General features: G+C 39.2%; 15 protein-coding genes. 12 read left to right on the forward strand and 3 right to left on the reverse strand.

Features of this window, described 5'->3' with window-relative positions:
- Nucleotides 1-146: 146 nt before the first annotated feature.
- Nucleotides 147-1,043, reverse strand: coding sequence for an NAD(P)-dependent oxidoreductase (locus ABE099_RS02195; RefSeq protein ID WP_430026939.1), 897 nt, complete (start codon nucleotides 1,041-1,043; stop codon nucleotides 147-149).
- A 210-nt stretch (nucleotides 1,044-1,253) separates the two neighbouring features.
- Between ABE099_RS02195 and ABE099_RS02200 the strand changes: the two genes are divergently transcribed.
- The 7 genes from ABE099_RS02200 to ABE099_RS02230 all read left to right on the forward strand — a co-directional run bounded on the left by ABE099_RS02200 (nucleotide 1,254) and on the right by ABE099_RS02230 (nucleotide 8,033).
- Complete coding sequence (locus tag ABE099_RS02200) at nucleotides 1,254-2,609, forward strand: glucose-6-phosphate isomerase (RefSeq protein WP_210087145.1); 1,356 nt, start codon at nucleotides 1,254-1,256, stop codon at nucleotides 2,607-2,609.
- 105 nt (nucleotides 2,610-2,714) lie between these two features.
- Entirely contained in the window at nucleotides 2,715-3,341 is a 627-nt protein-coding gene (locus tag ABE099_RS02205; protein ID WP_430030417.1) for a YigZ family protein, read from the forward strand.
- A gap of 47 nt (nucleotides 3,342-3,388) precedes the next feature.
- Entirely contained in the window at nucleotides 3,389-3,979 is a 591-nt protein-coding gene (locus tag ABE099_RS02210) for a TetR/AcrR family transcriptional regulator (RefSeq protein ID WP_430026941.1), read from the forward strand.
- 361 nt (nucleotides 3,980-4,340) lie between these two features.
- Complete coding sequence (locus ABE099_RS02215; RefSeq protein WP_430026943.1) at nucleotides 4,341-5,657, forward strand: amidase; 1,317 nt, start codon at nucleotides 4,341-4,343, stop codon at nucleotides 5,655-5,657.
- A gap of 34 nt (nucleotides 5,658-5,691) precedes the next feature.
- Entirely contained in the window at nucleotides 5,692-6,486 is a 795-nt protein-coding gene (locus ABE099_RS02220) for an MBL fold metallo-hydrolase (RefSeq protein ID WP_430030419.1), read from the forward strand.
- A gap of 199 nt (nucleotides 6,487-6,685) precedes the next feature.
- Nucleotides 6,686-7,528: an RNA polymerase sigma factor gene (locus ABE099_RS02225; RefSeq protein WP_430026945.1), complete on the forward strand. Its 843-nt coding sequence runs from the start codon at nucleotides 6,686-6,688 to the stop codon at nucleotides 7,526-7,528.
- Entirely contained in the window at nucleotides 7,452-8,033 is a 582-nt protein-coding gene (locus ABE099_RS02230; protein WP_430030421.1) for an ATP-dependent Clp protease proteolytic subunit, read from the forward strand. Before ABE099_RS02225 ends, ABE099_RS02230 begins: the two co-directional genes overlap by 77 nt.
- Nucleotides 8,034-8,356: 323 nt before the next feature.
- On the opposite strand, the gene ABE099_RS02235 is transcribed toward ABE099_RS02230, so the two are convergent.
- Both ABE099_RS02235 and ABE099_RS02240 read right to left on the reverse strand, forming a co-directional pair.
- Nucleotides 8,357-9,154, reverse strand: coding sequence for a Cof-type HAD-IIB family hydrolase (locus ABE099_RS02235; RefSeq protein WP_430026947.1), 798 nt, complete (start codon nucleotides 9,152-9,154; stop codon nucleotides 8,357-8,359).
- A 52-nt stretch (nucleotides 9,155-9,206) separates the two neighbouring features.
- Entirely contained in the window at nucleotides 9,207-10,211 is a 1,005-nt protein-coding gene (locus ABE099_RS02240; protein WP_430026949.1) for a lipoate--protein ligase, read from the reverse strand.
- Nucleotides 10,212-10,545: 334 nt separating this feature from the next.
- Here ABE099_RS02240 and ABE099_RS02245 point away from each other — a divergent pair, with 334 nt between their 5' ends.
- From ABE099_RS02245 to ABE099_RS02265, 5 genes are all read left to right on the forward strand, one after another.
- A complete protein-coding gene (locus tag ABE099_RS02245) occupies nucleotides 10,546-10,818 on the forward strand; it encodes a WXG100 family type VII secretion target (RefSeq protein WP_430026951.1) in 273 nt (90 codons plus the stop codon).
- 151 nt (nucleotides 10,819-10,969) lie between these two features.
- Complete coding sequence (locus ABE099_RS02250; RefSeq protein ID WP_430026953.1) at nucleotides 10,970-11,722, forward strand: vWA domain-containing protein; 753 nt, start codon at nucleotides 10,970-10,972, stop codon at nucleotides 11,720-11,722.
- A gap of 12 nt (nucleotides 11,723-11,734) precedes the next feature.
- A complete protein-coding gene (locus ABE099_RS02255) occupies nucleotides 11,735-12,022 on the forward strand; it encodes a hypothetical protein (protein ID WP_430026955.1) in 288 nt (95 codons plus the stop codon).
- A gap of 50 nt (nucleotides 12,023-12,072) precedes the next feature.
- Nucleotides 12,073-13,512 carry a hypothetical protein gene (locus ABE099_RS02260; protein ID WP_430026957.1) on the forward strand — a complete coding sequence of 480 codons (1,440 nt, stop codon included), beginning with the start codon at nucleotides 12,073-12,075 and terminating at the stop codon, nucleotides 13,510-13,512.
- A gap of 13 nt (nucleotides 13,513-13,525) precedes the next feature.
- The gene (locus ABE099_RS02265) at nucleotides 13,526-14,380 is read left to right on the forward strand and encodes a hypothetical protein (protein ID WP_430026959.1); all 855 of its coding nucleotides are present in this window, start codon (nucleotides 13,526-13,528) and stop codon (nucleotides 14,378-14,380) included.
- Nucleotides 14,381-14,383: the final 3 nt, after the last annotated feature.

Below are 14,383 nucleotides of genomic sequence, written 5' to 3' on the forward strand. Positions count from 1 at the left end.
GGCATGTCCGACTATCGGATTTGCCTTCTTTTTAAAAATACAACTTTAGTGGATTAATCCGCTAATAAATACTGGGCAGCTATATTTAAGCTAATTACTAATTACTATCTACTAATTACTAGCTATTTGCTAATAGCTCTAGTTAATTATTTTGATTGTTCACCGATTTTTTGATGAATCCAAGCTTCATATATTTTAGCAACTGCGGAGAGGTCTTCTTCACCAAAGCCTTGTGTTTCGCCTGCTTGGAATAAGCTTTTTGCAACATTAAGCATTGGTGTAGGGATAGATGCTTGATCAGTTAGAGCCGAGGCAAGCTTCAGATCCTTGAGCATAAGGGATAATGAAAATTGATTGGTGAAATCGTGGTCGATTAGCTTTTGACCCTTTAATTCGGCTGCTTTACTGCCTGCTGAGCCAAGCTGTACGAGTTCAAGAAAAGATTGTGCAGGAATGCCTGATTTAGCCGCAATCGAAAAACCTTCGATCAAAGCTAAATTATTAATACCAACGATCGTATTATGTGCAAGCTTAGCAACGGAACCACTACCGTTATCACCCATATGAATAATTTTTTGCCCTAAAGTTTCAAAAATATCACGCTCTGCTTCAAGCACATCATATTTTCCGCCTACCATAAACACTAGAGTACCACCTATGGCAGCAGGAGAGCTGCCTGTGACAGGAGCATCAAGGAAATTAGCACCTACTGCTACAATCTTTTTAGCTAAAGATTGACTTAGTGCTGGAGAAATTGTACTGCAATCAATTACGGTTATCCCTGCTGAAATTCCTGCAAGTACACCTGCTTCGCCTTTATAAACGGCAGCGATAGAATCATCATTACTTACCATGGTAATGACTGTGTCTACACCTAAAGTAGCTTCTTTGGGCGTATGTGCAAGCTTTGCTCCTTGTTCAACAAGAGGAAGACATCTTGCTTCCGTTCGGTTATATACAGTCACTTCATATCCTTCTTTAAGTAGGTTGGACGCCATGGGTGCGCCCATTGTACCTAAACCAATAAATCCGATTTTTTTCAATTTGGTCACCTTCTTGTAAAATTTGGACGGTTGTCCGTTCTTTTTATTTTACCATGTTACGTGACAGAGTGTGTAATCAGTGTGTAATGTGTACTTGTCTTCAATCTAAATTTACAGTATCCTAGTTTTAATAGGATAGAAGGTTCAGAAGATTTAAAGTAAATCTTTTTTTATAAATAAAACTATTTTGGTGATGGAGGTATTCTTGGTATGTCTAAAAAGGTAACGTTTGATTACAGTAAAGCTCTACAGTTTGTTGGTCAACATGAGGTAGATTATCTTGCAGAATACATTAAAGTTGCTCATGAGCAGCTACATAAGGGCACTGGTGCAGGTTCTGACTATTTAGGATGGATTGACTTACCTTCAAACTACGATAAAGAAGAATTCGCTCGTATCAAAAAGGCAGCAGCTCAAATCCAAAGTGACTCCGATGTTTTAATTGTAATTGGAATCGGCGGTTCTTATCTTGGTGCACGTGCGGCAATTGAAGCCTTGTCTCATTCCTTCTATAACGAATTACCTAAAGAAAAACGTAAAACACCTGAAATTTATTTCGCAGGAAACAATATCAGCTCAACTTATATGAACCATTTGCTAGACCTTGTTGACGGTAAAGACTTCTCTGTTAATGTTATTTCTAAATCAGGTACAACAACTGAGCCAGCGATCGCTTTCCGTATTTTCCGTGCTGAGCTAGAAAAGAAATATGGTAAAGAAGCAGCTCGTAAACGCATTTATGCAACAACAGATCGTGAAAAGGGTGCGCTTAAAAAGCTTTCTAATGAAGAAGGTTATGAAACCTTTGTTATTCCTGATGACGTAGGTGGACGTTATTCTGTGCTTACAGCAGTAGGTCTTCTTCCAATCGCAACTGCAGGTATTAACATTGATGAAATGATGCAAGGCGCTGCTGAAGCTGCTGTAGAATTTAGCAATCCAAACGTTGCTGAAAATGCAAGCTATCAATATGCTGCTGTACGTAATGCTTTGTACCGTAAAGGTAAAGCTACTGAAATCCTTGTCAACTATGAGCCATCCTTGCACTATGTTTCTGAATGGTGGAAGCAATTATACGGCGAAAGTGAAGGAAAAGATTATAAAGGTATTTTCCCTGCTGCAGTTGATTTCTCAACAGACCTTCACTCTATGGGACAATTTATTCAAGAAGGAAACCGTAACATCTTTGAAACTGTTATCCAAGTAAAAGAAGTACCAAGTCATATTACGATTGAATCAGATCCTGCTGACCTTGATGGACTTAACTTCCTTGCAGGACAAACAGTTGATTTTGTAAATAAAAAAGCATTCCAAGGTACGTTACTTGCACATACTGATGGACAAGTGCCTAACTTGGTTGTTAATGTAGAAGACCTTACTCCACATTCCTTTGGGTATTTAGTGTATTTCTTCGAAAAAGCTTGTGGTATTAGTGGATACTTATTAGGGGTTAATCCATTTGACCAACCGGGTGTGGAGGCATACAAGAAAAATATGTTTGCACTTCTGGGCAAACCAGGTTATGAGAAAGAAAAAGCGGAATTGGAATCCCGTCTTTCTGAATAAGTTTACATTCTCTTTTTGAAAAAGGAGAGATTACAAACGCCAGAGGAGCAGTTCGCCGGTTTAACGGTTGAACTGCTTCTTGGTACATTAGTAAGGATGAGGAAGATGTTGGAATCATATAAAAGTGTACGCCAAGCAGGCAATAAAGAAATTGTGATCAAAAAATCAAGATTTATTGGTTATATCAAGCCAGTGGATACTGAAGAAGAAGCGATTTCTTTTATTGATGAAATAAAAAAGAAACACTGGAATGCAACGCATAACTGCTCCGCCTATATGATTGGGGAGCGGGATGAAATACAGAAGCAATCTGATGACGGAGAGCCTAGTGGTACAGCGGGTAAGCCGATTTTAGAAGTGATAAAAGCTCAGGGTTTAAAAAATGTAGCCATTGTTGTCACGAGATATTTTGGTGGAATTATGCTTGGCGCTGGTGGATTAATTCGTGCTTATAGTGATGGCGCGGTTGCAGCTATTGAGGCAGGAGAGGTTGTTCATTGGGGGTTGCATCGTCAAATTTTTGCTGAGCTAGACTATACTTGGTTAGGCAAAATGGAAAATGAATTACGTAATCGTGGAACAAAAACTGGGGAAACTCAGTTTTCAGACAAAGTCACATTGTTATGTTTGCCTAGAGAAGGTGAGGCAGAGGAGTTTAAGGCTTGGCTTGTAGATATTACGCAAGGACAAGTTATTTTGACGGAAGGTGAGAAGCTTTACTTTGAAATATAAGTAAGGACGGCATTGCCGTTTATGCTTGTTGAAGGGGAATAAAGCCTATGGCTAGAAGAGCAGTAGAACAGGAATTGTCGCGTGAACGGATTATGGATGCTGCAAGACATTTGTTTATTACGAAGGGATATCGTGGAATTTCCATGCGAAGTATTGGACAGCATTTAGGATACAGTCATGGATCACTATATTATCACTTTAAGGAAAAAGCAGAATTATTTTATGCCATTGTCGTGCAGGATTTTAATCATTTATCAGATATGTTTCAAAAGGTGCTTACATCGCCTACAAAAGAAGGCTTATCTAAGCTAGAGCAACTCATGCTGGAGTTTATTAAGTTTGGTGTTCAAAATCCTTATCAGTATGAAATTATGTTCATGCTTCGTGACGAAGAAATTTTATCTTATTGTCGAAGTGAGCAAGCAAAATGTTTAAATCGATTTGACATCATTGTGCGCCAGTTTTTGCATGAGGAAGGGCATACTTTGGAGCATCATCCTTCATTTCCACTGAGCATTTTTCTAAGCCTTCATGGCTTTATATCCTATTATATTCAAGATCGTCTAACCTTTGATGAAATAAAACCAGCAGCGATTGCCCACGTCCAAATGCTAAGTTATAGATTAAAAAATGTATAATATTATTTTAGTTAATGACTTTAATACACTGCACTATTACTACTTCTCATTAGTACATTGATTTTGAAGAATATGTAACTAAAAGTGAATGGAAGCGTATTTCTATTAAGATGATAGAAGTGCGCTTTTTCCTTTTATTTGATGTTGGGTGGGTGTATAGTAGTATTAAAATTTTTTTATATGGCTTTATTCGGTTCTATTTATTAATCAGTACTTGACAGCGACTAGAGGGAGTCTTCAGAATCTCTCTGCCTCGTCGCTAAAGTGGGTTAGCTGTCAAGCAATGATTTAAGAATTATACCGATATTTTAGTAAAAAAATTTTAAGTTTAAAAAATTAAAAATTAGTGGAGGGTAAAAAGATGATGTTTTTAAAAAATAACTCTATTTCTGACTCACTAAGTTCGGTACATACTTATACTAGTTTATCTGCGCAAGAAATTTATGAGCGGCATTTTGATGCAAGATATAATGAAGTTGAGGAACAGATTCAAGCCTTCGTTCACGATAAAGATAAAAGTGAGCTAGAGACGCTTTTATTAACAAAAATAGACAATTCAAGGCAGCTAGCACTTAATGTTGAGAATGCTTTACCTTTACTAGGCATACCTGTAGCTGTAAAGGACCTTTTTCACGTAGATGGATTTGCTACACATGGAGGCTCAAAGCTTCCTGCTGAAGTGCTTACAGGTAATGAGGGATGGGTTGTAAAAAGATTGCAGGAGCTAGGTGCTTGGATGATGGGGAAGACAATAACAGAAGAATTTGCTTATGCTAGCGTTATCCCTACTAAAAATCCACATCATCTTGCGCATACCTCTGGAGGTTCGAGTGCAGGATCAGCCGCTGCTGTAGCTGCAGGTCTGAGTCCACTTGCTATCGGTACGCAAACGTTACGATCTGTTACGGCACCTGCCTCATTTTGTGGTGTTGTAGGGTTTAAGGTAAGCTATGGTCGTGTGCCACTTGATGGTTGTCTTTTAATGTCTCCTTCCTTTGATACCTTTGGTATGTTTACACAGGATTTAGAAAGTATGAAGTATGCTGCAGCATGGTTAGTACCACAATGGCAAATAGTAGAGCCAAGTAGAAAGCCAGTGTTAGGGATTCCTAAAGGCGTATTTATGGAATTACTTGAAAAAGGTGTTTATGAGATTTTTATGGATAAAGTAGAACAACTCACCCAAGCTGGGTTTACTGTAAAACAGGTTGAAATGCCGTGGAGTAATGATTTATTACTTGGCTATGACATGTTAAATTTAGCTCGTGGTGAATTGGCGCTGGGTCATAGGGATTGGTTTGCTAGTTATGAAGCCAGTTATGGGGAAGCAGTCCAGCAAGCGATTGTAGCTGGTAAAGAAATAGATGAACAACAGTTAAAGCAATTCCGCAAGGACCAATTAGAGCTTCGCGAACAATTGCAGGCTTCTGCAAATATAGAAGGTATTGATTTATGGATTTCCCCTGCACAAGCTGGGCCAGCTCCTCTCATTGGTGGACCTACGGGCTGGGCAGGAATGACATCGATTTGGTCATATGCGGGTTGTCCGACATTGAGTTTACCCTTGATGGAAATGAATGAATTGCCACTCGGTTTTCAATGCATTGCTCCTTATGGTAGAGATGAGCATTTGTTAGCGTATTCTAGTTTGATTGATGAAATATTAAAGACAAAATAAAACTTAAAGGAATTTAATTGAAATGAATAAGACAATAGATACTTTAACCTTTTGGGGTACTGGGGATGCGATGGGGGTTCCCCGTGTTTATTGTGATTGCGATGTTTGTCAGGAGGCTAGAACCACAGGGATTAATCGCCGCTATCGCTCACTTGTTGAGGTATCGGGGAAGGACGGACGATTTTTAATTGATTGTGGTCCTGACTGGAGTACTCAGATGGAGGCGAATAAGCAACGTTTCTTGGAAAATATTGTGGTTACTCATGCGCATTTTGATCATATTGGTGGCTTGCCACAGTGGGCTGATGCCTGCCGATGGCTTGGGCGCAAAGGTAATCTCTATGCTCCTAGGGAAGTATTAGATGTTATTACTGCTCAATTTCCCTGGCTTCCTAGGCAGCTAAACCTATTTCCGATTGATGAGGGACTAAAGCTAGCGGGTTGGTTAATTACAGGCTGGAAGGTCAATCATGGTAAAAACGGTTATTCGTATGCCTATCGCTTTGAAAAACAAGGCTTTCACTGGGTATATTGCTCGGATGCCATTGATTTAACTGAGCAGCAAAAAGTGTTATTGAATGAATTAGATTTACTTGTATTAGGAACTAGCTTTTATAAAGAAAATGCCGAGTTTGCGACTAGGTCGGTTTATGATGTGGAGGAAGCGTTACAATTATTATCTGAGGTCAAGCCTAAGTATACGATTTTTACGCATCAATCTCATGATATTGATTTAGGACGTCATCCTGCTTTACTGCCTAAACATGTTCGATTTGCATATACAAATATGGAGATTAAATTAAGGCTCAACACAGATATCGGTTCTTGACAATCAATGAAGTAAGAGGCTACGTAGCAGAGAGTGGATTCAACCGCTGTTAATAATATTGAACCTAAATTAATTAGTGGGTTTAGGCAGTCTGTTGATCACTATTTTTGAAAGCTTTATTTAAATTAAGGTGTAACGTTTTGATTCCATCATCCGTTTACGAAGTGTATCAAGGGAAATGAAAGGGGGCCCCAATTCCATGACCTTTGTAGCTACCGCCAAGCCTGCGGTGATGAACTCTATTCAAAACGAGCTAGAGCAGGCACTACCTGCACTTCGGCGCTATTGCCTATCGCTGACATGTAATGTTTGGGACAGCGAGGATTTGCTCCAGCAAACACTGATGAGGGCGTGGCCCAAATTACAAAGTAAAACATCTACGCTTCATACCGAAGCTTATTTGATTACGATTGCTAAAAACTGCTGGATTGATGAAATGAGAAAGCAAACCAATGCACGTAGCTTTATTTCCCAATTGTCATCGGATGAATCAAACTTCATTGCAGATTGGGAGATAGAGTGGAAGGTTGAGGAAGCATTGGAGATACTTATAACTTCCTTGCCTCCTTTACAGCGAACCGTGTTGTTATTGCGGGATGTATTTGGGTATCCAGGTCCAGAGGTAGCAGATTTGCTATCGACGACAGAAGGGGCAGTGCGTATTGCACTACATCGAGCAAGAAAGACACTTTCTCGAATACAATCACGGGAACAAGTAACTTCAACCCAAAAACAGCAATGTAAGCATGGCGATAAAAAATCAGATCAATTACTTAAATCGTATCTGCTTGCATTTAGAAGTGGCGATATGGCTTCAATTGTAGAGCTAGGGCTACAGGATATTGTTGAGCCTGCGATTGCATTGGCATCTGTAGTAGCAAACAATACATCTACCGTTTTGAGTGAGTCTCTTGAGGCAGGCTGGCAGCCAAAACCAAATGCTTCGTTAAGGAGATGGGAAAATGATGAACGCAATTCCTTATGTAGTGGAACAAACAAGCCTTGGAGAACGCAGTTACGACATCTATTCTCGGCTGCTTAAGGATCGTATTATAATGGTATGCGGAGAAATTGGAGATCAAATGGCTACAGCGATTGTAGCTCAGCTACTCTTTTTGTCTGCAGAAGATCCAACCAAGGATATTCATATGTACATTAATAGTCCAGGTGGTGTTATGACGGCAGGGTATTCGATATATGATACGATGCAGTTAATTAAGCCAGATGTAACTACAACCTGTATCGGGATGTGTGCTAGCTTTGGTGCGATTTTGTTAATGGGTGGCGCAAAAGGCAAAAGGTACATTTTACCCCATGGTGAAGTGATGTTACACCAGCCATTAGGAGGCGCTAGAGGGCAAGCCTCGGATATTTTGATTCACGCTGATTGGATTATGCGCACAAGAGAAAGGGTAAATGAGCTGATTGCGGATCGGACAGGACAACCGTTAGAAAAAGTCATTAAGGATACGGATCGAGATCATTTTTACAGCGCAGAAGAGGCTGTGGAATATGGGCTTGTGGATCAAGTGATTACACAGGTATAGAAAAAGTAGCACAAATACAAACATAAAAAGGGAAATGTATCGGAGCTGCCCTCCGTCTACATTTCCCTTTTTAGTTCATGAGTATGACTTATATTTGGTGGATGAAGTTGATTAAGCTTGTACCCAATCTTGAAATTAGTGGTTGACGGCTAATCCAAACTAGCGAAGAGACAGAGCGATTCTGAAAATTGCCTCTTAAAATCAAATTCCATCCATAAATAGAGTGTATAAAAAGGAATATGATTTTAACACAATCGCAAGAACGCTCTGGATCGTAGTTACCAGACTCCTAAAGTTGTCGAGCACTAATTACTAAATAGAGCCTAAGCTTGTAGCACAAATTTATCAATCACATGCTTCACACCATCATCATTGTTGCTTGCGGTAATATAATCTGCCACTTTCTTAAGGGCAGGAATCGCATTTTCCATCGCTACTCCTAATCCTGCGGCTTCAAGCATTTCATGATCGTTCCAGGAGTCGCCAATTGCAATCGTTTCTTCTAATTTACAGCCGAAGTGATCCGCTAGGAATCTAAGCGCATGTCCTTTTGTGCCTTCATAATGCATGATCTCTAAAAAATTAGGTTTAGATTTAGTAATGTGCACTTGATTGCCAAGTAATTCACGTAATACAGGTGCAAGTTCATCCAAATATTCTGGCTCATCGATGATAAGCATTTTAGGTGTTGGTAGGGGAATAAGCTTAGCAAAGTCAGGCTCTACATAATATTTTGTTTTATTTAGCCCGACATAATCAATGAGCTTCTGATTTTCTTCACGTGCATATAACTTATCATCAATATAGGTTTGCAAATGAAGATTGTGCTCTAGACAATATTGAAACAATTTTTCCGCAGCCGCTTGTGGTACATAACGTTCGTATAACACAGCCTCGTCTAACAGATTTTTAATTAAAGCACCCTGATACGTAATAATCGGTACATTAAGTCCGATTTGTCTTGCGATCGCTTGGGCAGAGGCATAAGCTCTACCTGTTGCTAGCGTGACAACCACATTCGCTTCAATTGCTTGCTCCAAAGCTTTTTTTGTTGCAGGTGTAACTTCCTTTTTATCATTAATTAACGTATCGTCGATGTCGATTGAAATCAATTTGTACATGTTGTTCTCCTATCCAAATAGTCATTTGTTAATTCTCTATATGATATCAATCTTATTCCTCTAGAAAAATAAGACCAATAAAGTCCTCTTTTGGAAGATTGCCAAAATAATGCTTAATATCAACATCAGCCAACGCTGTTGTGACGTCCTCTTCTGTGTAGCGAACCCCTCTAAGCTTATCTTCAATATCGGTAACATCACCAACACCAAAAAAGTCGCCATAAATTTTTATTTCATCAATATTCCCATCTTTAATATTCATGCGAAGGTCGATGATGCCTACAGGGAATTTTTTAGAGTGCTTTACATTTGACTCAGGGGATAAACCGTAGTTCCAATCCCAATTTTGATAACGCTCTGCCGAAATTTCATGGATTTTGTTCCAATCCGCTTCGGTTAATTCATATTTAGGCACGTCTGCTACATTCAAACCAAAAATATGTTGTAGTAAATGAGCTCTGAACTCTTCAATGGTCATCTTTTGCTCTAAAAAATCAATAATATTAGCGACACGACTGCGAACAGATTTTGTGCTTTTAGATTTAAATTTCTCCGGATTAGCGTGGAGTGAGGCGCCTACATGCTCTAAATTGAGGTTAAACATTAAAGTTCCATGACTAAACATACGTCCACGTGTTGAAAATTGTGCGTTACCTGAAATTTTTTGCTCGCCAACCTGAAGGTCATTACGTCCAGTTAGCTCAGCTTTTACACCAAGAGCGTGTAAGGCCTCTACAACAGGCTCCGTAAATTTGCGAAAGTTGTGGAAGGATTGTCCATCGTCTTTAGTAATAAAACTAAAGTTTAGATTGCCTAGATCGTGATATACTGCACCACCGCCAGAAAGGCGACGAACGACTTTGATATCGTTTTCCTTCACATATTCATTATTGATCTCTTCAATTGTATTTTGGTGCTTCCCAATAATGACAGAGGGCGCATTAATATAAAATAACAAATAGCTATCCTCATCCATCGGTAGGTGCTTAAGCGCAAATTCCTCAATTGCTAAGTTAATCGCAGGATCTGTGATCCCTTGGTTGTCGATAAAACGCATGATTTCCACTCCTTTATCTTTATATGTAACAAGCTAGTACGAAAATAAAACTCAACATTATATATTGTAAACTAATTTAGGGCTTTAAACCAAAGAAAAGTTATAAAAGGATGTAGTAAAAAAGTCTCTAGATCAAAAAGTGGATCGTTAATTTATATTAATAAAATCGTGATGAAAATTGAATTAATATGTAAATTAGGTATTCTATCACAAAAAACAGAGAAAAAATTCATTGAGTTAGTAAAAATGTAATAAATTGTATTGATATAAAACGAAAGTGTTGGTAATATCATACTGATAATAGTTATATTTTACTAGTTTAGGAGGAGTTTAAGTGGCTAAAATTTTAGTTACACCAGAAGAAATGGATCGTATTGCAGGACAATTTAAATCAGGTGCTCAACAGAGCCAAGAGATTGCATCAAGACTTAATACAGCAATCCAATCCATGCAAGGACAATGGGAAGGGATGACACAAAATAAGTTCTTCCAACGTTTTGAAGCAGATAAGAAAAGTATGGAAAAATATATTGAGATGCTAACTGCTGTTGGAGAAGAGTTAACTGAAATTGCAAAACGCTTCAGATTGGCAGATCAACAAAGCTAATTTTTTGCTACATACTTTTTACTTGCTACAATTTAAAAAGATTAAATAGGTCAGACCAAGTGATGGTTTGGCCTATTTGATCATTAGAGCAGGACACAGCAACTAGATAAGATACAAAATTTAGTAAAATATGATTAAGGGGTTAGAAATCGTGAGTTACGAAATTCGAGCTACCGCAGATACACCTGCCTTATTAATTTACCTCATAGATATTAGTGGGTCGATGACACTGGAGTTTGAAGGGCGACGCAGGATGGACATTATTAATGAGGCGTTGCAATCGATTATGCGTCAAATTGTTTATCGCTCTACGAAAGGAAACCATTTATCTCCTCGTTATCGGATTGCGATCTTGGCTTATAGTGATGAGGTATATGATTTGTTAAATGGTGTAAAGTCTATTGACCGTATTGCAAATCGTGGTCAGCTTCCGCAATTATATCCAAAGCGTTTTACGGATACTGCTAAAGCCTTTAGACAAGCACTAAAAATATTACAAACGGAAATGCCAACGATGGGCCAATGTCCTGCACCAATTATTTGTCATCTAACCGATGGTGTGTACACAGGTGAAGACCCAGAGCCAATTGCGAAGGAAATTATGGAGTTGTCTTTGCCAGATGGCCCCGTTTTAATAGAAAATATTTTTTTAACAGAAGAAGCAACACAGGGGAAGGTAAGAGATGCTAAGGCTTGGCGAGGTATTGTACCTAATCAGTTTATGCCAGATCCTTATACAGAAAAGTTAATGCGGATGTCTTCCATCATTCCAGATACTTACCGAGATATGATGCGAGAATCTGCATATTCCATTCAAAAGGATGCACTGATGATGTTGCCCGCAACGAGTAAGGATTTAATTGCCTTGGGCTTTCAAATGTCAGCGGCAACGCCAATTCGATAGGGGGCTTTTTAATTGAATCAGACATGGATTACATTAAGTATGGATGGGGTTAGTGAAAGTAAAGATATGGCGCTCCCTAACAATATTCCGCTCCATGATTTGCTTGATCTTATTTTTTCATTAGCTACAGGCTGGTTGCCGATGGGAATCAAAAAAGAAGAGTTTAATCCCTTCATTAGTTCAGGTGATGGTAATTGGCAGCCGATTTCCTTAGATGCCACTTTAGAGGAATTGGGGATATTGGATGGGTATTGTTTGAATTTAGAACGTTCTCATACATACTCAACGTTATCCGACTAATCTATTGGAATTGAAGCTACAAATCTATCGTTATAAAGGAGATAACAAAGGTGTTTGCAGATGATATCGAACAAGAGATATGTATCCGTAACCGTACCTATAGGCTAGCAGAGCATCCTTCATTTTCTGGCGTACCCTTTGGGCAAGAGGGTAGACAAGGCACCGTATACAAGCTCATCGATGTGGAAGATGGAAATGCGGTTGCGTTAAAAATATTTCGTCCTGCTTTTAGACAGCCTACCTTTCGTAAATCGCTAGAGGTGCTACACACCCTTTCTTCTATACCAGGTTTAGCTGTAACTAAACGTGAAGTGCTTAATCCTGAAGAGGATACCCCATTGTTAGAGCAAAATTCTGATCTACTATACAGCGTGATGATGCCGTGGGTGGAAGGAAAGACATGGAGTGAATGTAAGCTTGATGAGACAGCGCTGTTACGAGAAAATGGCTTTGAAATTGCGTTTGCTTTTGCAAAGGTATTAATGAATTTGGAGCAGGAGGGCATCTCTCATTCTGATTTATCAGGGGCTAATGTATTCGTAATACTTAATGAAGATGAAGATGGCTCCGTTGCGATTGAGCTCGTAGATATTGAGGATATTTTTGCACAAGGAATGGTAGAGCCGGAATATGAAATACATGGAGAATCAGGTTATACGCCTAAGTTTCTTCAGGAGGATTTCCTTTGGGACAAGGATAGCAGCCGTTTTGCAGGTGCAATTTTATTAAGCGAAATGTTAGGCTGGCATTCTAGCCAAGTACGTGAAATTTCAGCAAGTGACAGTTACTTTGAACCGCATGAGCTTCAGGAGCAATGTGAACGATATCAGATTTTACATATGACGCTAGAGCAAAGCTATGGTGTTGAGATCGCAAGTTTATTTGCGAGGACTTGGAATGCAGAATCGATGTCAGAGTGTCCTGCTTTTGGTGAATGGATGATCGCCTTATCATCGTATCAGAAACAATTGGCTTCCCATCAAGAAGAAGTGTTAGCCCAGCAAAAGGCTGAGGATAGGAAATCAGAAAAAAATGATGAAGCCTCTGATGAAGTACCTGATGAAAGTTTCTTCCCATTTGTTGTTGGACAACAGGAACAGGATGAAGAAGTCAATTCGCTTAAGGAAGAGGAACCAAGGGAAATAAAGCCTTTTTTAGCACCAGAGGTTTACGCTACTTTGGCAGAAGCACGTTTATTAGAGCAAAAAGGTAAATTGCCCTCTGCACTGTGGGAGTATGGAAGGTTAATCGAAAAAACGTCACCTTATCCAGAAATATATAAAGAGATCGAATTAGTGATGGGTATGGTTCAGGAAGCAATAGATGAGTCTTTGTCTGCGAAACAGGAAAAGACAGGTGTATTTAATAAATTTGGTAATGAACAAGGTACAGCTCGACCAGATGTAATGTATAAAAATATTTGGATCATTGTATGGGTTGCCTCAGGTTTATTGGTTGTAATTGCATGGATCATTTATTTACTAAAATAAGGAGTGAAGAAATATGACAACAGAAAGCTACACGTATGAGATGACAACAAAGGAATTTTTCTTTTTAACGCAAATGTTAGGCTTGAAAAACATAGCAGGCTATAGCGACCCATATAAGGGATATTTAATGGAAGAGCTTGAGGAGGAATATAGTGAACTGCAAGCGGGTTTGGTGAGCAAGGGCTGGCTTAGGATGGAGCAAGGGCAAGAAAATGAAGAGGATCAAGAGAAAGCTGAGAGAAAAGCAACCTACACTGATATGAATGAAGCTTTAGCCTTGTGCTTAGCGATTACTGGAAGCTCACAGGTAGTGCAATTGAGTAAACAGGTTGTAGGTGGTGAGGATTACAAAGGATTTTTGTATTTCCATCCAAAATTAGTTGTAGAAGTAGTATATAGCGAGTCAGGTGAAGTGGCGGTAACGCCGGTATCTGACCCACTTGGGACGATGGATGCGTTACGTGGATTTTTCCCTTTAACCTTACGTTCTAATCGTACCTTTAAAAAAACATTAACCGAGTGCAACTGGGCGAAATGGACAGAGCTAGGAAAGGAAGGCCAATTGGAATTACTGAAAGTGCAGGGTGGAGCTAGTTTAGATCAAGCAGAAGTGGAGAGTGTGGTGGAAGCTTTTGCAGGAATACAACGTATAGGTAGTATGATTTTCTGGAAGGCACATGGTGAAGCATGGGAGCAGGAGGGCTACCATTATGTGCAAAGTGGTGAGGAATTGTACTTAGGCAGAGAAACTAAGCTTGATATAGATACGAACACAAACCTGGAGCTTTCAGCGTACAATCCTGATGTGATATGGGAGAGATTACTGAAGTTTGCAGCACAATTTGGTTTAGTGGAAGAGGAGGCGTAAAAG

Source organism: Paenibacillus turicensis (assembly GCF_050461185.1).
Taxonomy (GTDB): Bacteria; Bacillota; Bacilli; order Paenibacillales; family Paenibacillaceae; genus Fontibacillus; species Fontibacillus turicensis_A.

Bases quoted from the DNA above. Each gene is read 5' to 3' on its own strand.
- ABE099_RS02200 (WP_210087145.1), top strand. From the start codon at position 1,254: ATGTCTAAAAAGGTAACGTTTGATTACAGTAAAGCTCTACAGTTTGTT.
- ABE099_RS02205 (WP_430030417.1), top strand. From the start codon at position 2,715: ATGTTGGAATCATATAAAAGTGTACGCCAAGCAGGCAATAAAGAAATT.
- ABE099_RS02210 (WP_430026941.1), top strand. From the start codon at position 3,389: ATGGCTAGAAGAGCAGTAGAACAGGAATTGTCGCGTGAACGGATTATG.
- ABE099_RS02215 (WP_430026943.1), top strand. From the start codon at position 4,341: ATGATGTTTTTAAAAAATAACTCTATTTCTGACTCACTAAGTTCGGTA.
- ABE099_RS02225 (WP_430026945.1), top strand. From the start codon at position 6,686: ATGACCTTTGTAGCTACCGCCAAGCCTGCGGTGATGAACTCTATTCAA.
- ABE099_RS02230 (WP_430030421.1), top strand. From the start codon at position 7,452: ATGAACGCAATTCCTTATGTAGTGGAACAAACAAGCCTTGGAGAACGC.
- ABE099_RS02235 (WP_430026947.1), bottom strand. From the start codon at position 9,154: ATGTACAAATTGATTTCAATCGACATCGACGATACGTTAATTAATGAT.
- ABE099_RS02240 (WP_430026949.1), bottom strand. From the start codon at position 10,211: ATGCGTTTTATCGACAACCAAGGGATCACAGATCCTGCGATTAACTTA.
- ABE099_RS02265 (WP_430026959.1), top strand. From the start codon at position 13,526: ATGACAACAGAAAGCTACACGTATGAGATGACAACAAAGGAATTTTTC.